Raw genomic sequence first — 18,165 nt, 5'->3', positions numbered from 1 at the left:
AAAATATCTACGAAAAGATAGCTACACAATTACTTTTGTTACTCCTTCCATCGCTAACAGTGCCGTCCCGTAAGCAGCTTCTGTGTAAACTGAAGCTACTACAGTAACCTGCAAATAACGCGCCCTAATCGCTGTCCAAGTGTTATTTGCTGCGCCACCGCCAGCAGTATAAACACGACTCAATTTGTCTACTCCCATTTGCTGTAATAATTCATACCCTTGCGCTTCTATGCGGGCAATACTTTCTAACAAGCCATGCAGAAATTCTACTGGGTTATTTGGGCGTGGTTCCAAACGTGGAGCTAAATTGGGATCGTTAATGGGGAAGCGATCGCCAACCTTCAATAATGGATAATAATCTAACTCGCTGGCAATTGAAGCATCAATCTCACTGCTAAGGCTTTCTAACTCGGCCTTTGTGAAAAATTGCTTAAGTACTGCACCCCCAGTATTAGAAGCACCACCAGTCAGCCATAAATCCCCCAAACGATGGCTGTAAATCCCATATCTGGCATCTTCCACACGGGTACGACTTAACAACTTTAGTACCAACGTTGAACCAAGGGAAGTTACGGCTTCACCGGGTAATTTTGCACCACTGGCGAGAAAAGCCGCAATACTATCAGTCGTACCTGCACACACGAGACAATCACGGCGTAAACCGAATTTATCCGCAATTTCAGGGCGCAATTCGGCAATAGGAGTACCAGGAGTTAAAACTTTGGGTAGCTGAATCGGTATTTGCAACTTCTCTAGCCATTCTGGGTATTTCAACTCTTCTACGTCATAACCCAGCTTTAAAGCATTATGGTAATCGCTAATCCCCAATTGTCCATGTATGAGAAACCCTAGCCAGTCTGCTTGATGCAGGAAATATCTAGCTTCACTAAAAGAGGTTGATTGCCTCATCCACAAAAGTTTAGCTAGGCTGGAGGTGGCACTTAATACGGTATGATTAGGGGGTGCTATACTCCTCAAATGCTCTATCAGCAATGATCCCCGCGCATCGTTGTACAAAAGTGGTGCATCTACAGGGTTGCCAGTAGCATCTACCAGCAAGACTGTAGAAGAAGTCCCATTAATTGCGATCGCTCTAATTTTTCGCCGCAACTCTTCAGGTATTTGTTCCACCAGCACAAACAAAGTCTGTTGCCAGATTTTGGGCGTAACGGCGGCTGATGAGTCTTGGAAGGGATATCGCACGTCAGCCTGAATACAATGGGTTTCCTCGTCAATCACTACGCCGCGTGCGCCAGATGTGCCGAAGTCGATACCCAAATACAAATTCATAATTTTTATAAATTTTTTTAATGGAGAATAAATAAAGACTACTGACTAATAACTGCTTTTGTTGCATCTTGTAACAAGATATTCCCCAATCCTGGCAAAACAAGGAAAAGTAGTAAACGAACTGTTCAAAATCTATTCAGGTTAGGAGGTTTTCAGCCATGCCTATCTTAGATACTCTGTACATCGCTCAGATATCTTCCATCTCGGATACTCAAGTCTACATCGCTCTAGTTGTGGCGCTGATTCCAGGAGTTCTAGCTTGGCGATTAGCCACAGAACTTTACAAATAACGCTTCGATGTGACACAGTTGAAAAGCTAATAATCCTGGCAGTACGGGGTGTAATTTCCTTTCTTCTTGTGGCTTTCTGCCATAAGTAACTAGGAAACTGGCACTTACGTAAGCCAGGTTATTTTTTAACTGGTACAACACTTGTAGCTATTTCAAAAAAATGAAGTAATATGACAGCTAAATCAAGCATTCAAGAGTCCTGAGTACTGTTAGCGGTAGCGGGGCGTTTAGCCTGTGCTGAGTGCCCAGGAAAAAGTAATGAGTAAAAAGTAGTACTTATGAACCTTCCCACTCTAAGCCGAGGCACTAGCTACTCTAAACTGATTCGATGCTGAGTGTGATTAGTGATTTTTTTACTCAGCACTCATAACTCAGCACTCAGCACTCTTCATAGTGCTTCCCTTCACCAAGCGAGGTTATTTTTTAGCATCATGAACGCGACTCAACCCTCCAGACCACCGTTACAACCTATACAAAAACGCCGGGTCATTCCTCGACCAAAGCGGCATCTTCGTCAACGTTCTTACCAGGTGATGGCACTGGAAAGCACAGCCAAGATAGCTGTTAATCTTGTCGTTACAGCCGTTGCAGCATCTGCTTTGGCACAACTTTTGCCTTATCATTGGTTACAGCAAGAAAAATTGCGAGAAATTAATACTGAAGTCAAGTTGATGGAAGTACATGTCAATGGTTTGCAGACGGAATTTAGCCATAACTTCGATCCTCAGCAAACTAGAAGCATTATGCAACAACAAGGATTCCGGTTTGCTCCCAACCAGCGTCGGGTTGTGGTGATGAATAAGGATCGCCAAGAAGATGAACAAACACAATCATCACCTTAAGCTCAATGGCGAATTTGGGATTATTTAGGTTTCTTGTGGTTTTAGGTAACGTAAAAACCGGGTGTTTATTTATATTATTACTAATAAATAATGGTTAATAGCTGATTTTTGAATAGCTATGTAGTTATCATCTATTAGTAAAATCTAATTCAAAATTTAATCAATTATTTTGAATTTTGAATCCCCTATTAGAACTCATCTACCAAATAGGATGCTCAGGAGATAACAAATCGTTTAGCCAATTTTCGATTTGTAAATGCAAACGAGAACCAGTAACGTCCTTAGTTGTTTTGAGATCGGGCAGTTGAGTGAGGGCGCGACGGTAATCAGCAATCGCACAATTCCAGTCACCCCAAAGATGGTAAGTTCTGCCACGTTCAGCCCAGATATGACCTTCTAGTTGACCGAAAAGCAGTGCTACCTCAAAATTCTCAATTGCCTCTTCATATTGCCCTAAGTCCCGCCAGGTAATGCCTCTGTTAATCCACGCCCGGACATGACAAGGATTCAAATCAATGGCTCGATCGTAGTCTACAAGTGCTGTTGCTAATTCTCCACAAGCCGCGTAGTAATTTGCGCGATTATTATAAGCACTAGCCAAAGAAGGATTAAGTTTTAGGGCGGTGTTATAGTCGTAAAGCGCTTTTTGCCTTTCACCACTTTGGAAATAGATCAGCCCTCGGTTGTTGTAATCAACGGCATTGTGCGGATGGCGGTAAATTAGTTGGCTTAAAAGTGCGATCGCCTCGGTATAATTTCCTTGTTGAGCCGACTTCAAAGCAAAAGAGCGTAAGTAGTTATTCTGTAAAGTAGATGCGCTGCGATCGTTTTTGCTCTGCTCTTGGACTTTATTTGTATTATTTAAAACATATTTATATTGCTTGCTTTGCTGGTTATCGTCAGCTAAAAATGAGTGAATATTCATCTTTCCCTGCCTGAAATCCCTGCTTTGTGAAATTAAATTCTAGTTTTTGATGGGTAGTGGTTTTACCACTGTGTCTATTCTTAAGGTATTTAGGGTTACAAAAAAGCCATCTAAAGAGAGAACTTAACCTAGCCGCACAAGAGAAATCTCCACTTTAAATAAACAATTGCTCTCAAACCTAATCATGGATACTTGATCCCAAAGGTGAATTCCAGAAATAGCAGATGTCAATCTCAAAGACTGGTCAAGTAGTGAGAGCGACAAATTGGTAGAATGCCAACAAGCCGTTCTTTTAAAGATGAGAAAGAAGGTAGAGGGGCAGAGAGGAGATGAGGGAGCAAGGGAAGCAGGGGAAGCAGGGGAAGCGGGGGAAGCAGGGGGAGAAAGAATAAAGAACTAATGCCCCATGCCCCATGCCCCATGCCCCATGCCCCATGCCCCATGCCCAATGCCCAATGCCCAATGCCCAATGCCCAATGCCCAATGCCCAATGCCCAATGCCCAATGCCCAATGCCCCATGCCCAATGCCCCATTCCCTAGATTAAATTTTTAAGTTTTGAGAAATTTTCTGATGACAACCGCAATTTCCTATCCCAATGCTCCTGATTTAGCAACCGATGACTACATTGTTATCGGCTTGGCAACCTGCTTCGTCAAAGAAGATGGAGAAGTTTATCAAATTGAAGTTATAGAACCGATTCCCTCTGCGGCTTTGGAAGCGCTCTTAAAGGGCATTCCTACCTCCTATAAGCTGGCTCATGCAACAACTTTGGGATCTGTGTTAGATGGCGATTCCCAACTCCTACCAGATGGCTTCCCAGAGTCGGCTCAGTTTGGAGAAGAATTTATGCCGAGGGCATTTGCAGCTGCTCGTACATACAAGCGTCGTGAATGTGCAAAATCCCTGATTCCATTAGGTACAAACTACAGTGATTTTAAGTATTCCATTGAGCGCAAACGGGTGCTAAATGCCGCTAGAGTTGTAACGAAAGAAGATAACGTTAAACAGCATTCTCACACTCACAAAGTTCTTTAAGAAATTATGCTCAAACTTTACGGTGGCGCTCGGAGTCGAGCCTCAATTGTTCAATGGTATTTAGAGGAAATCCAAGTTCCTTACGAATTCGTCAAACTCGATATGCAAGCGGGTGAACACCTCAAGCCTGAATATTTGGCAATTAACCCAGTTGCTAAAGTTCCAGCAGTTGTTGATGGGGATTTTCAGCTTTGGGAATCTGGAGCAATTTTGCTGTATCTTGCCGAGAAGTACAGTAAAAGTCCACTTTCACTAGAGGAACGTGCTGTATTTTCTCAATGGGTCTTGTTTGGCAATTCTACGCTGGCTACAGGGATTTTTGTGGAAGCAAATCGGGAGCGAGAAATGCCCCGCTTGTTGAATGCGTTAAATGAAATTTTCAGTAAGCAGCCTTTTTTGCTGGGTAATGAGTTTACTGTTGCTGATGTGGGAGTGGGTTCTATTCTGAGTTATATTCCCATCATGCTGAAGCTAGACCTCAGCCCTTACCCAGAGGTGTTGAACTATATCAAGCAGTTATCTGAGCGTCCGGCATTTCAAAAAAGTATTGGCGGAGGAGCTTAGAATAATTCGTAATTCGTAATTCATGTATTTGAACCACATCTATCATAAGGGCACAGCAATGCTGTGCCCCTACCGCGTTCTCTGTTTACTTGAAAATGTCTGTAACTACGAATTACGAATTTTTTAGCGATAGTTTGTAAATTGCAAAGCTACCGGGTAGTCTTCTTGTTTTAGTCGCTGCATAATTTCTTGTAAGTCATCTTTAGATTTGGCAGAAACCCGCACGGCATCCCCTTGGATTGAGGCTTGTACTTTTTTGAATTCGTCCCGAATCAATTTGGAAATTTGTTTGGCGATTTCTTGACTTATGCCTTTTTTGAGTTTGATTTCTTGACGGACGCGATTACCGCTAGCTGATTCAACTTTGCCAAATTCAAAAATTTTCTGGGAGAGATTACGCTTGGCGGCTTTTTCCCGCAGGACGGTATGTACAGAATCTAAGGTAAACTCGCTGTCAGTACTAACGTTAATGCTTTCTTCGACCAACTCGACAGTCGTTTCTGTGTCTTTGAGGTCGTAACGACCTTTGATGTCTCGGATAACTTGATCGACGGCGTTAACTAACTCTTGTCGGTCAAAGTCGCTCACAATGTCAAAGGAAAATGTAGAAGCCATAAAACATTTTGGATTTTAGATTTTAGATTTTGGATTGGGCATGGGGCATGGGGCATAGGGCATTGTTATTTTCCTTGTCTCCCTCATCTCCCCACTTCCCACTCAATTAACTACCACTAGCTTGGATGATGCTCAAGAAGATAAGAGTGATAGAGCTAACTATGCCAGTGGCAAACATGAGCGATCGCAAAAGGGGTATATTCAAAATATAAAAAACTGAGTATAGCAAACGAGCCACCACAAAGGCGATCGCAGCAACTTGGGCTGTAGAAGAATTTACACCAGTTACATAAGCCATTAATGCGGCTGCGGCAAACACCATAAAGGCTTCAAAGGTGTTCTGATGTGCCCAAGTCGCTCGTTGGGCATAAGGCGGCAATTTATCAACCATTGCACGAGGAGTAGCAAGCATTTCCTTGCCAATGCGCACACGGGCATAAGCTACTACCAAAAATGGCAGGTAAATCAGAACGACAGCAGCAGCGATCGAGTACAAAAAAATTATCATTACTTATTGTTGTTGGTTATTAGTCATAAGTCATCAGTCATTAGTCATGAGTCAAATACAAATGACAAATGACAAATGACTAATCAAAGTAGAAAAGCGTTACCACTTTTCTTTGTTCTTCTGCATCTTGACAAGTTTGCAACAATGTGCGGCTGTCATGAAATGCAAAACAGATCAGTTGCTGGCAACGGGAGACAATCTCCTTGTTGCACAGGTAACTAGCTTCGGCAAGGGACAGATTATCATTACTGGGATTTTCCACTAAATGCATTACCTGTTCTAGTTGCTGGCGCGATTCTAAGGGCTGGCGTTCCAGGCTTTGGGGTAGAATCACCGTCAACAAATTTGCATCAGCCCGCGTTGCTCCCTTGATGGCAGCTGAATTTGTACCTGTAGCACCAGATGTAATGATGCGATTACCCGATAAAACTAGGGCATAAGTCATCATTTCAATCAGACTCTGATGCGTAATCGGAACGTGGCGAGAACCCAACAAGGCGATTTTTTTGGAACCCGTTTGCTGGATTGTCGCCAGTTCTTGCGCTAATGTATCGAGTTTAATAAGGTCTGTTGATTGGCTCAAAGATAGTCATAATCCGATTAAACAACCCAGATATTTTACCAAACAGCGTGTAGGTGCGAGGAAAACTTGAGTTAGACATTGCTAGAATTTTTCGATTGTTTGGTTGAATAACTCGATTACGGTGCCCAGGCAGACAGCACGCGATCGCCTCTGAGGTGACAACATGCCGACTTTATCTTCGCCAGTAATACAGGCTCCTACCTGATAATTGAGCATAGATGCTCTTAATTATTTGAGTTGATGAATCTAAGACAATGCTGCTGCTGGAGTTAAACCCAGTTTAGATAACAAGCGGTCAATGTCAAAATGCTCAGACATTAACTGCCGAATGCAATGAACCTTAACCGGTTCGTGGAGGCGGACTTGTCCGAAAGTACGGTTAACAATTTCAACAGTGGTGAGGGTGTCTAAGTCAACGGATAGAATGGGGATTTCTAGTTCTTCTGCGCGGCTGAGAATGAACGGCGGCGGCGGTAGTTGCCCGGTGAGAATTAGACACTGGGTGGAAGTTTCTAAAGCCGCTTGCTGAATTTCCACGCGATCGCCTCCGGTTACAACTGCCATATTTCGGCGTTTGCGGAAATACTTGACAGCAGAATTGACATTCATTGCTCCAATTGCTAGACTCTCGACCAATAAATCCATGCGATCGTTGCGACAGAGAACATCAGCCTTTAACTGCTTCACCAGTTCACCAACGCTGATACTACGGAGCAAATCGCTATTCGGCAGCATTGCTAGCACGGGAATCCCTTGCTGTTCCAAAAATGGACGTAAGAGAGTGTCAACCGCTTCTAGTTGGGTGACAGGGATATCATTGATCACAACTCCCATCAAGCGATCGCCCACACGCCCTTTAGCAGCCAATAGCGCCTCAACCGAAAGCAACGATTTATAGCGGCTTACTAACAGCACACCAGCATCCAATACTTCAGCCATTTGCAGCAAAGACAAGTCAAACAAATTGCCTTCAGAAAAATCACCAGGCCCCTCCAGTAATACCAAATCTCCTTGGGACATTTGTAAATATTGCTGCATTAGGGACTGCTGATAATCGGTTTTGTCTTCCCCTCGTAAGCGCTTCTGCACATTGAGTTCATCCAAAGCCAGCATTGTAGGTGCAACACGGTTTTCCGGCAAATTGAGGCTAAGAGCGATGAATTGGACATCCTCCTCAATTACGGTTCCACTAGAGGAATTTAGACACGTACCGAGCGGTTTACCGTAGGTAATATCAAGTCCTTTTTGCTGTAGCTGATAAGACAAACCCAGAACAGTTGCAGATTTACCGCTATAAGTCTCGGTTGAGCCAATCAGCAAATATTTAGGGGATTTTGGCACACATGCACTCCTAATTTCAAAATTCAGAAGAACCCAGCTAGGTGTTTCCTAATTCTAGTTCCTTCTGGCAAAAGCCTTTCGCTCTCACAAATTAAGGTTTCCCATAATTACCTTCTGAATCAGCAGGTGTACACGAACTTGCTACCATTGCGTTATCCGCTTTTTCAATCGGGATGAATTTTGTTTGATATGGGACTTACGCAAAATTACACGCAGTAGGGGGAATTCATGAATTGCCCCTACCTGAAAATAAGGGTTTTGGCTAAAGTTTTCCGTAAGTCAGACGATCAATATATTTTTTAATTACTTTTATCAGGAAATACTTCTAAGTGTAGATGACTAGGTGATAGGGAAAGAGGTAATTCTGAAAGAGTTGATTTTCTCTGACTCACTAGGAGATTATGTGATGAAAACCAGAAAGCTAGGCAAACTTGGGTTAGAAGTTTCAGCCATCGGACTTGGTTGCATGGGAATGTCTGAGTTTTATAGTGGTCGTGATGAAATTGAGGCGATCGCAACAATTCATCGAGCATTGGAACTTGGAGTTAATTTTCTTGATACTGCTGATATGTATGGGCCTTTTACTAACGAGCAATTAGTAGGCAAAGCCATTAAAGACCGCCGAGATAAAGTAGTATTAGCAACCAAGTTTGGCAATGTCCGTACTGAAGATGGTGGTTGGAAAGGGGTTAATGGCAAACCCGAATATGTCCATGAAGCTTGCGATGCCTCACTAAAGCGTCTGGGAGTGGAAGTGATTGACCTCTATTATCAACATCGGGTAGATACAACCGTACCCATTGAGGATACTGTAGGAGCAATGGCGGAGTTAGTAAAGCTGGGAAAAGTCCGTTATTTAGGGCTTTCAGAGGCTGCTCCGGCGACGATTCGGCGGGCTGTGGCAGTCCACCCCATTGCGGCACTGCAAACAGAATACTCGCTTTGGAGTCGAGAGCCAGAGGATGAAATTTTACCTACTGTGCGGGAATTAGGAATTGGGTTTGTTCCCTATAGCCCATTAGGAAGAGGGTTTTTATCAGGTGCGATCGCTAGCCCTGACGATCTAGCACCTGATGACTATCGCAGAAATGCGCCTCGCTTTCAAGGTGAGAATTTTTATAAGAACCTGCAATTAGTTGAGCAAGTTAAGGCGATCGCCACCGAAAAAGGAGTAACTGCGAGTCAGCTTGCATTAGCATGGCTATTCGCTCAAGGAGAAGATATTGTCCCAATTCCTGGGACAAAACGCCGTACCTACTTAGAGGAGAATGTTGCAGCTACCGAAATTACCCTGACTGAACAAGAGTTGAATCGACTGGAAGCAGTTGCACCCAAAGGTGTAGTAGCAGGTGAGCGCTACTCTGACATGAGTACTGTTAACCGTTGATCCATTAACCAAGTACTGCGATGTTTACGACGGGCTATTTGGTGTACCAGGTGAAAAGCGTTCATTCAAGATTTTTTTCAAAAGCCCAACACCTGCATTGATTTCTCAAGTACTTCTTTGGGTCGGAATGGTTTAGTTAAATATAAATCTGCACCAACCTCAACTCCTTTTTGTTTATCAAATTCCTGTCCTTTAGCTGTCAATATTACAATATAGATATCAGTCATTTGCAAGTCGTGTTTAACAATGTGGCAGACTTGCAAACCGTTCATTTTAGGCATCATCACATCAAGAAAAACTAGATTTGGTTTTTCAGTTTTAATAGTTTCGAGAGCTTCTTCTCCATTTCTCGCAGTTAAAAGTTCAACACCCTTGTCTTCTAACGCTTCTAGGGCTTGTTCCATCAAAATCAAGATATTGGGTTCATCGTCAACAATTAGAATTTTCTGGGTCGTCATAGGGATTAGGGATTGGGCATTGGGCATTGGGCATTGGGCATTGGGCATTGGGCATTGGGCATTGGGAATTGGGAATTATTTTTCTATTACCCAGTCCCCAGTCCCCAGTCACACCAATTACTGATCGGACAGCATAATAAAAAATACATTTTCTAACTCTTTCTCAAAGCGTAGGGTTTTCACCAAATCGGCTTCTTGAGAAAAGATAGAATCGATGATGATCATGTCAGGTTTGGCTGACAAAGCTTTATTGATGCATTCTTGCGGATTGGAGGCTTCAATCACGCTGTATCCCTGAGCTTGCAATACATCTGATAGGGTTTTTAAGGCTGATGCATTTTTATCTACAACTAATACCTTTTTACTAGAAGTCCCCTGATAAAGTAGTGAGCCTATTTCGCTGAGAAGTTTCTCTGTGTTAATAGGCTTGGTGAGATAGCGATCGATACCAATATGGTAGCCCCGTTCTTTGTTTTCAATAATTGACAAAATAATGATCGGGATGTCTGCGGTCTGAGGATCATTTTTAAGAACTGCTGCCACATCAAAACCATTGATTTGGGGCATCATTACGTCCAAGAGAATCAGATCGGGACGGGCTGTTTTGATTTGATGAATTGCATCTACACCGTCTTTTCCTTCCCGAACGTTGTAGCCTTCGTTTTCCAGTTGTTGACGAAGCAATTCCCGAATGTTAGCGTCATCATCCACAACCAAAATAGTTTTACGGTTTTCGTCTAGTACGGTTTTTGTGGTGATGACATGTTCTTTGAGTTGTTTGACTAGGGTATCCAAATTCAGATTAGTAGTGGTTTTTGGATCGCTGGCGTAGGTGGGAATGATGAAGGAGAATATGCTACCGTTACCTGGTTCACTTTCGACCCAGATTCTACCGCCGTGATGATCGACGATTTGTTTACAGATGGGCAGTCCTAAGCCTGTGCCTTTGGGTTTGTCGGTGAGGGTGTCGCCAACTTGCCGGAATTTCTCGAATACTTTCGGCTGGTCTTCAGGTGCAATACCAATACCTGTATCGATTATGCTGATGCAAACACCTTCGTCTTCTTGTTTGACGCGGCAAGTGACACATCCAGATTCGGTAAATTTAACGGCATTAGAAATCAGATTGATTAAAACTTGTAGTAAACGATTGCGATCGCCTATTATCTGAGGCAACCCAGGTTCAATCTCGCTAACTAACTGCAAGCCATTGGTTTCAAACAATCCGGCGGTAGAATTGGCTGCCCAATGGATTAATTCACTGGGATCGAGAGGCTGCATCTGCCATTCCACCTTACCTGCTTCCATCTTGGCAATATCTAGGACATCGTTAATCAAAGACGTGAGGCGTTCTGCTTCCGACACAATAATGTTGAGATTGTCACCTACCCGCTTGATGGTTTTCTGAAGCTTGCGATCTTCGGTAGAAATTATTGGGAAGACATCGGTTTCTAGCTTTTCTTTAATAATTGATGCAAAACCGAGAACAGAAGTTAGTGGTGTTCGCAGTTCATGGGAAACCGTTGAGATGAAGTCGGTCTTCATCTTGTCAATCTCTTTTTCTGCCGTCACATCCCGAATCAGCAACGCTGAACCGAAGCAAGCAAGGGGTTCTCGATCTACCGTCTTTTTGAAAATGGCGGTGGCCACTGCCTGACCAATGCGTTCCTTTGTCAGTGCAACTTCGGCAGAAAATACCTCTCCAGGATGGGACTGAGTTCGTGTAACCAGTTCTGCTAAACCAGATATCGGCAGTTCTAAGTAGTGACCATTGACGATAGTAGCTGTCAATTCATACATACCTAAAAAGGCAGGATTGAAGTGAGTAATTTGTCCTGCGGTGTCTACCACTAACAAACCATCTGCTAAGTTATCTAAAATGGCATTTAATCCCTGGGCTTCTGCTAAGGTATTTTGCAGGGCAGCTGTCCGCTCTACAACTCTGGCTTCCAGTTTTTGATTCAGTTGCCGCAGAGCAATTTCTGCTTCTTTGCGTGCAGTAATATCGGTATTAATTTCCAGCACCGCGCAGGGCTGACCATTCATGTCTCGTTGCAGAGTCCATCGGCTCTGGACGATAATCAGTTTGCTATCATGGGTGAGATGTTGCACTTCCCCTTCCCAATTACCTTGCTCTAATAACTCTGCGATGATTTCTGCTTTTGGTTTGGGAAAGGTTTTCTTGATAAATGTGTGAATGTATTGGTCTTTCACTTCTTCACGCGTCCAACCGTAGAGTCTTTCGGCACCCTGATTCCAGTGAGAGATTTTGTCGCTCATGTCGCGGACGATGATGGCATCGCTGGAATGATTCAACATATCTAATAAACGTTGATTTTCGGCTTCTGCTAATTTGCGATCGTGAATATCCGTGCAGGTGCCAATCCATTCTCGGACGCTGCCGTCTTCTTCAAAGACGGGGGCACCACAGACAAAAAAGTGGCGGTAGCTACCGTCTTTGGCACGAAATCGATATTCGGTTTGAAAGAGACTCTGATTTGCCACAGCAGTATTCCAGGCAAGGGCTGTGTGGGTACGGTCATCGGGGTGAATTGGATCGAGCCAGCCCAAACCCTCGACTTCCTTCACACTTTGACCTGTGTACGCTAACCAGGTAGGCATTTCATGGCTCACCGCCAGTCCTTCAGGCGTAGCCACCCAGACAATTTGTGAACTGGCTGTTACCAGAGAACGAAACCTTTGTTCGCTTCGTTGCAGAGTTTGTTCTCCTAGCTTGCGATCGTGAATATCAGTGCAAGTGCCAACCCACTCTCGAATGCTGCCATCTGCTTCCAAAACAGGAACTCCATTGGCAAAAAAGTAGCGATAAGTGCCGTCTTTGGCACGCAACCGATATTCAATTTGATAAAGACTCTGGTTCGCCACAGCAGCACTCCAAACTTCAGCACTGTGGGCACGGTCATCGGGATGTATGACATCCAACCAGCCCCAGCCCAACATTTCGGCTGCACTCTGACCTGTATATGCCTCCCAACCGACTATTTCCGAGTTCACCATTCCTTCCGGCGATGCCGTCCAGACCATTTGGGAAGTGGCAGTTACTAATGAGAGATACCGTTGCTCGATATACTGCTTTTGGGCTTCTGCCACCTTGCGATCGTGAATATCTGTGCAGGTGCCAATCCACTCCCGAACGCTGCCGTCTTCTTCGAGAACGGGGGTACCACAAACCCAAAAGTAGCGATAGTTGCCATCCTTGCCACGAATTCGGTATTCAATTTGGTAGAGGCTGCGGTTCACCACGGCTGCACCCCAGACTTCGGCTGTGCGATCGCGATCTTCGGGATGAACGGCATCAATCCAGCCCCCATTTTCCGTTTCAGCTAGACTTTGACCTGTATAGGCTACCCAGCTTACCATCTCAAAGCAAATTCCTTCTGGTGTGCTTACCCAAACAATTTGTGTAGTAGCTGTCACCACAGAGCGATATCGGGCTTCACTCTTTTTCAGAATTTGTTCACTATATTGGCGTTCCTGCTGGGCGCGTCGAAGGTCGGTGATGTCCTCCACACTATACCAGATCAGGCGCTCCCCATCTTTCTCAATCATCAGTCCAGATAACCTGACCGGAACCAGATGTCCGCCTTTGTGGATGTACTCCTTCTCATAAGGCCCATAGCAACCAGTTCGTTCCAAGTCTTCTAGGCTAGATTGCTCCGTAGCAGCATATTTTTCTGGGGTAATCTCCCAGTAGCTGAGATTCAGGGTTTCTGGAACAGTACGCCCTAAAATGGCAGCATAGGCGGGGTTGATGTTAATTAGTGTCCCATCTGTTCGGCATAGTGCTAGCCCAACAAGACATTGTTCAAATAGCTGACCGTTATATTCATCAAATTGCTTAAACATCGTTGAGGTTTTTCTAGTGGTGTACTTAGATAGGGTTAGAACAAGAGAACCAAGACAACAAAGTGGCGTAAAGCTTTAATGAAATTGGCTGGCGTTGGAATATCTGGTAAATTTCATCGGCTGATGCAGCATCAACACCGGGACTGTGTTGTGAAAGTCGCTCGATCAAATGAGTATGGCGGATCAGCAAATCCGTTGGTTTGAGCATTGGCGCTGCTGATGGAATGAAGCCGTCGGCATCGGGTATGTGGGATAATTCTGTTGTGGAAGTTGGCGAGGCAGAGGTGTAATTTTGTTCTTCAGTAGCGTCCACCACTGCACAATTTAAAGGAATCTGAATCCAGAATTCTGTGCCTTCGTCTGGCTGAGAACGACACTTGAGTATTCCCCCATGTTTGTCTACTACAATTTGGTAGCTGATTGCCATGCCTAATCCGGTTCCTTTACCAACTTCTTTTGTAGTGAAGAAGGGATCGTAAATGCGATGGATGACATCTTCCTTCATCCCTGGGCCATTGTCGGCAATGCGAATCACAACCGAATGGCGATCGACAACTTGGGTGCGAATGGTGATGGTCGGAAGTATCTTTTGTCCTTTGTCATTTGTTACTTGTGATTCGTTTGATGCCAATGACCAATGACTAATGACTAATGACTCTTCGAGCGCATCAATAGCATTTGCCAGGATGTTCATAAATACCTGATTCAACTGTCCGGGATAACATTCAATTAGGGGAAGTTTTGCATAATCTTTAACAATTTCAATTGCCGGACGGCGAATATCTGCTTTCAGCCGATGGTGAAGAATCATTAGGGTTCCGTCGATGCCATCATGGATGTTGACGGCTTTCATTTCGGCTTCATCATGGCGAGAGAAATTTTTCAGTGATTGGACAATTTCGACGATGCGACTTGTGCCCACTTTCATTGAATCTAGAAGTTTGGGGAGATCCTCCATGATAAATTCCAGGTCTATATTCTCTAACTCTGATTCCAACTCTGGAGGAACAACAGGTAGGAATTTCTGATACTTTTCCAATAGGTGTAACAAGTCTTGAGAATATTCGGCAACATACCTTAAATTGCCGCAAATAAAGTTAACCGGGTTGTTGATTTCGTGGGCAACTCCGGCAATGAGCTGTCCGAGGCTGGACATTTTTTCGCTTTGGATTAACTGAGTTTGAGCTAATTGCAATTCATGCAGAGCTTTCTGAAGCTTCTGTGTTTGGGCTTTTGCCTGGACTGCTGCTTGAGTGCTTTGCTCGTAAAGTAAAGCTTTGTCAATAGCGATCGCACTTTGAGAGGCAAAGATACTCACAAGTTTCAGGTGTTCGGCTTTGTATGAGTCAGTTTTGGATGTCCCAATAGCGATCGCCCCCAGTACCCGCTCCTTAGCTCGTAACGGTACACAAATCATGGCGCTAACGTTTTTTTGCCTCTCTAATCGAGGATCGGCTTGTACATCATTGATCAGTTCTGCTCGGTTGCATTGCACAATGTTGCCAATAATTCCCTTACCTGGTTCCGGCTGACTGTCGTCAAAAAACACTCCAAATTCGGCGATGATTTCAAATGCAGTTCCATCTGGATTCAAGAGTAGAATCATCCCCCCAGACGATTCAATCAATTGACTCAATTCTTGAAGCACGAGTTGGGCAATCTGTCGGGGATCTAAACTTGTTGTGAGTTTAGTTGAGATATCTTCAAACAAATCAATTTCCTGATATCGCTCTAGCAATTCTATGGCGAGTACTTTCTTCTCAGCTTCCTGCTTGGCCAAAAACGAGAGCAAAGTTGCAAGTAGAGTAGCCTGTTCTCCTCCAACAACCCAACCGATGATTTCTCCTGATGCCTCAACTGGATATCGGTTTTCGGTAGTCTGCTCCCCAATGCTAATTAGTTTCGTGCCGTCTACCAGTTCAACATCAATGGCAACGTTGAACTGGTAAACTAAGTTATGAAGAAGAGATGGCAATTCTTTTTTGTTAAGAATCTTTCTGAGGCTAACTACGGACATAAAACACCTCATCTAAATTGACCGCATTCAAGCCAACCAGGTTATTAATTTTATCTGCCACCTCTGCTGCTAAGTTTTCTAAGACGGATGTTTTCTCACCTTCTACCAGTTGCGATCGCGCAGCCTCTCGGATAGAAAAGAAGCCTACACTATATTTCAACCTTCTGACTCCTGGCGACGATCGCGGACTCGCTACGGTTGCCCTATCCTGCCTCCTACCGTCTTCACCGTAACTATCCGTACCCTTTCCCTGTGGGACGCTCCGCAAACGGATAAACAGGCTACGCCGAGCATCTCCGAAAAAGAGATGAATTGTCATAAAAATCTAGGGATATAATAATTTACTAATTAAGACTAGTTTTCCCAAAAATATTGGCGATGTAACAGTGAAGTTAGGCGGTAGCAAATACCCTTAAACTCCTTACCAGAGGTATGCTTTCCTTCGTATAACTCGCTTATTCTTTGATGACACGCCCTAGAAAAACTGTAAGGGTTCTCGCTTGAGTGAGGTACACCCGTAGGGGCACGGCATTGCCGTGCCCTTAAACTTCGCGATTAATGTTGTAGTGCATCTGAATGGGAACCGCTATCAATACTGCTCGGTTTTGCCTAAAAAATAAAAATGTGTAGGTTGGGTTGAGGAACGAAACCCAACATTTTTCGGGGTTTGTTGGGTAACGCATTGCCTCAACCCAACCTACGAATATTCAAAACCTACGCAGTATTGGAACCGCTATATACAGCAGATTGCAACAGGCGTGAGGAAAAGATCATCGTAGGGGCACAACATGTTGTGCCCCTACCCGTGTACTTCATTTACCTGCAATACGCTGTAAGTAAAGCTTTAAGAATTTTGATAAAAGCATAGATTTAATTGTATGGTCGATTGATATCTCTTGTTGCTAGCGTATTTCTGAGACTGTAAAATATAAATAGCGTACCAAAAGAGGCTGCGATCGCAGCTTATTTTGGTACTTTTAAAAAGTATTGAGATCAGCATTAGCTTCAGTTAGGATCGTGGATTAAATAAAATGCAAAACTTTATCCTGTCTCTAGCTTCCCTCTCCTTTATAAGCAGAGGGAATGAGGGTGAGGTAAGCCAGGGACATAAACTGGATGTTATTTAATTCTTATTCCTTAGATGCGAGAGTACCGAAAACGAATCCTGAGTAACCGAAGCCAGCGTAACCACATTTGTGCAGGTTGTTCAAAAAAGGTGAAAATATCACCGAAACCTAAATTAGTTTTGTGATGATGTAACCAGTGTCTCTCAGGAGTAGTAATAAATAGAATTTGACATAAAATATTTACAGGCTTTGAAGTTTCCCAACCGAGTACACTTATGTGTCTCCACCATACATGAAACTGACCAAGCAGTAATCCCGAAATAACTCCAATGGGAGAGAAAGACCACAAGACTACTGCTATGAGTACATAAGGCAAAGCTCCCAAGATCCCATCTAAAAGAACCTGGGGATTAAAAGTCAAAATAGCGTAGTGGCGGAAGTCCTTTTTCCAGGAGTGATGCGTTTTTAAATGAAGGCTACCAAAAACATGCTCGGGTACGTGGTAAATAAATGTAGATAGAAAATCACCAAAAAACAGTAATAACCAAGCAACAGCGATAGCCTCAAGCATTTTTACTCCTCAAGAATAGTTAAGAAAACTCCACAGAAAATATGCAAATTTCATGCTGTCGGCGTAGACACCTGGTTTCCGCTATGCAAGCAGCATCTGTGTTTTTCATGAGTCTACGCTCCAGTGAATTTGGCTCAGAGTATATGCAATTGGATCAGTTGCAGTTTCATCAATCTCCGAATCCTTAATGCAGTAAACAGCAACTCCTAAGAACCTCCAATTTGACTTCTAGCTCTGGGTTAATGGTAACAATACATCTAAAATTCGATGGGAATACTGTATTTTATTACAGCTACTACACAATCTTCTTACTAGGGGATACAGCGCAGGCAAAGATTTAGTTAAAGTTAGTACAAATTTAGGTTAAGGTTTTTTTCAGATTGTTAATTTTAAATTGATTGCAATTAACAAGGCTGAAAAAATATTTGAAACTTATGCTATTGATCTATAAAATAATTTTATATCCTTCTAAATATGCTTTAAAAAATAAGAATTAGATTTCGGTTTTACCTTTTTTAAGAGTAACGACTAATTGACATCCTCGCCGACCTAAAGGCGCGGTGATTATGGAGTAAGGAGTAATAATTAATGACGAAATACCCATTTTTCATCCACTCATTACTCCTTACTCATTACTTTAAAGCCGTGCTTCTAGCACGGGGCTTTAGACCCAATTCTTTGGTAACTATATCAAGAAAGACAAACTAGACTACAATCCTCTTCTATCGTGCCTTCTGGTTTAGTTTCTTCAAGTCGAGCAAGTGGCATGGTTTGGGGAGATAAATAAGTGCCTCAAATCTCCT

General features: G+C 43.5%; 19 protein-coding genes. 6 read left to right on the top strand and 13 right to left on the bottom strand.

Annotation, left to right across the window (positions count from 1 at the left end):
• Positions 1 to 21 precede the first annotated feature (21 nt).
• Positions 22 to 1,290 carry an FGGY-family carbohydrate kinase gene (locus tag V7K98_RS09795; protein ID WP_335021174.1) on the bottom strand — a complete coding sequence of 423 codons (1,269 nt, stop codon included), beginning with the start codon at positions 1,288 to 1,290 and terminating at the stop codon, positions 22 to 24.
• Between the two features lie 200 nt (positions 1,291 to 1,490).
• Here V7K98_RS09795 and psaM point away from each other — a divergent pair, with 200 nt between their 5' ends.
• Both psaM and V7K98_RS09785 read left to right on the top strand, forming a co-directional pair.
• Positions 1,491 to 1,580 carry a photosystem I reaction center subunit XII gene (gene psaM, locus V7K98_RS09790; RefSeq protein ID WP_040630342.1) on the top strand — a complete coding sequence of 30 codons (90 nt, stop codon included), beginning with the start codon at positions 1,491 to 1,493 and terminating at the stop codon, positions 1,578 to 1,580.
• 431 nt (positions 1,581 to 2,011) lie between these two features.
• On the top strand, positions 2,012 to 2,422 hold the full coding sequence (locus V7K98_RS09785) for a hypothetical protein (protein WP_335021172.1): 411 nt from the start codon (positions 2,012 to 2,014) through the stop codon (positions 2,420 to 2,422).
• A gap of 199 nt (positions 2,423 to 2,621) precedes the next feature.
• Here the strand turns inward: V7K98_RS09785 and V7K98_RS09780 are convergent, their stop codons facing one another.
• Entirely contained in the window at positions 2,622 to 3,347 is a 726-nt protein-coding gene (locus tag V7K98_RS09780) for a tetratricopeptide repeat protein (protein WP_335021170.1), read from the bottom strand.
• 413 nt (positions 3,348 to 3,760) lie between these two features.
• Between V7K98_RS09780 and V7K98_RS09775 the strand changes: the two genes are divergently transcribed.
• Genes V7K98_RS09775 through V7K98_RS09765 form a run of 3 tightly spaced genes read left to right on the top strand, consistent with a single transcriptional unit; the run spans position 3,761 to position 4,948 of the window.
• Positions 3,761 to 3,901, top strand: coding sequence for a hypothetical protein (locus tag V7K98_RS09775; RefSeq protein WP_335021168.1), 141 nt, complete (start codon positions 3,761 to 3,763; stop codon positions 3,899 to 3,901).
• Positions 3,902 to 3,919: 18 nt separating this feature from the next.
• On the top strand, positions 3,920 to 4,384 hold the full coding sequence (locus V7K98_RS09770; protein ID WP_335021166.1) for a hypothetical protein: 465 nt from the start codon (positions 3,920 to 3,922) through the stop codon (positions 4,382 to 4,384).
• 6 nt (positions 4,385 to 4,390) lie between these two features.
• Entirely contained in the window at positions 4,391 to 4,948 is a 558-nt protein-coding gene (locus V7K98_RS09765; protein WP_335021164.1) for a glutathione S-transferase family protein, read from the top strand.
• 123 nt (positions 4,949 to 5,071) lie between these two features.
• Here V7K98_RS09765 and V7K98_RS09760 read toward each other — a convergent pair whose 3' ends face one another.
• From V7K98_RS09760 to V7K98_RS09740, 5 genes are all read right to left on the bottom strand, one after another.
• The gene (locus V7K98_RS09760; protein WP_335021162.1) at positions 5,072 to 5,563 is read right to left on the bottom strand and encodes a YajQ family cyclic di-GMP-binding protein; all 492 of its coding nucleotides are present in this window, start codon (positions 5,561 to 5,563) and stop codon (positions 5,072 to 5,074) included.
• Between the two features lie 106 nt (positions 5,564 to 5,669).
• The gene (locus tag V7K98_RS09755; RefSeq protein ID WP_335021160.1) at positions 5,670 to 6,071 is read right to left on the bottom strand and encodes an MAPEG family protein; all 402 of its coding nucleotides are present in this window, start codon (positions 6,069 to 6,071) and stop codon (positions 5,670 to 5,672) included.
• 79 nt (positions 6,072 to 6,150) lie between these two features.
• Complete coding sequence (locus tag V7K98_RS09750; protein ID WP_335021158.1) at positions 6,151 to 6,654, bottom strand: DNA recombination-mediator protein A; 504 nt, start codon at positions 6,652 to 6,654, stop codon at positions 6,151 to 6,153.
• Positions 6,655 to 6,735: 81 nt separating this feature from the next.
• Positions 6,736 to 6,870, bottom strand: coding sequence for a hypothetical protein (locus V7K98_RS09745; RefSeq protein ID WP_335021156.1), 135 nt, complete (start codon positions 6,868 to 6,870; stop codon positions 6,736 to 6,738).
• A gap of 30 nt (positions 6,871 to 6,900) precedes the next feature.
• Entirely contained in the window at positions 6,901 to 7,995 is a 1,095-nt protein-coding gene (locus V7K98_RS09740; protein ID WP_335021154.1) for a phosphotransacetylase family protein, read from the bottom strand.
• Between the two features lie 406 nt (positions 7,996 to 8,401).
• Here V7K98_RS09740 and V7K98_RS09735 point away from each other — a divergent pair, with 406 nt between their 5' ends.
• The gene (locus tag V7K98_RS09735; protein WP_335021152.1) at positions 8,402 to 9,382 is read left to right on the top strand and encodes an aldo/keto reductase; all 981 of its coding nucleotides are present in this window, start codon (positions 8,402 to 8,404) and stop codon (positions 9,380 to 9,382) included.
• A gap of 77 nt (positions 9,383 to 9,459) precedes the next feature.
• Here V7K98_RS09735 and V7K98_RS09730 read toward each other — a convergent pair whose 3' ends face one another.
• The 6 genes from V7K98_RS09730 to V7K98_RS09705 form a co-directional block, all read right to left on the bottom strand.
• Positions 9,460 to 9,840, bottom strand: a complete 381-nt coding sequence (locus tag V7K98_RS09730; protein WP_335021392.1) for a response regulator transcription factor — start codon at positions 9,838 to 9,840, stop codon at positions 9,460 to 9,462.
• Positions 9,812 to 9,952, bottom strand: coding sequence for a hypothetical protein (locus V7K98_RS09725; RefSeq protein ID WP_335021150.1), 141 nt, complete (start codon positions 9,950 to 9,952; stop codon positions 9,812 to 9,814). The genes V7K98_RS09730 and V7K98_RS09725 overlap by 29 nt, the downstream gene beginning before the upstream one ends.
• Before the next feature lie 5 nt (positions 9,953 to 9,957).
• Positions 9,958 to 13,707 carry a PAS domain S-box protein gene (locus V7K98_RS09720; RefSeq protein WP_335021148.1) on the bottom strand — a complete coding sequence of 1,250 codons (3,750 nt, stop codon included), beginning with the start codon at positions 13,705 to 13,707 and terminating at the stop codon, positions 9,958 to 9,960.
• Between the two features lie 25 nt (positions 13,708 to 13,732).
• Positions 13,733 to 15,724, bottom strand: coding sequence for an ATP-binding protein (locus V7K98_RS09715; protein WP_335021146.1), 1,992 nt, complete (start codon positions 15,722 to 15,724; stop codon positions 13,733 to 13,735).
• A complete protein-coding gene (locus V7K98_RS09710) occupies positions 15,711 to 16,043 on the bottom strand; it encodes a hypothetical protein (protein ID WP_335021144.1) in 333 nt (110 codons plus the stop codon). The genes V7K98_RS09715 and V7K98_RS09710 overlap by 14 nt, the downstream gene beginning before the upstream one ends.
• 818 nt (positions 16,044 to 16,861) lie before the next feature.
• Positions 16,862 to 17,362 carry a fatty acid hydroxylase gene (locus V7K98_RS09705; RefSeq protein WP_335021142.1) on the bottom strand — a complete coding sequence of 167 codons (501 nt, stop codon included), beginning with the start codon at positions 17,360 to 17,362 and terminating at the stop codon, positions 16,862 to 16,864.
• Positions 17,363 to 18,165: the final 803 nt, after the last annotated feature.

This window comes from Nostoc sp. (assembly GCF_036917435.1).
In the GTDB taxonomy this organism is placed as follows: Bacteria; Cyanobacteriota; Cyanobacteriia; order Cyanobacteriales; family Nostocaceae; genus Nostoc.
Note: the sequence above shows the minus strand (reverse complement) of the source record. Positions and strands in the feature narration are given on the sequence as shown.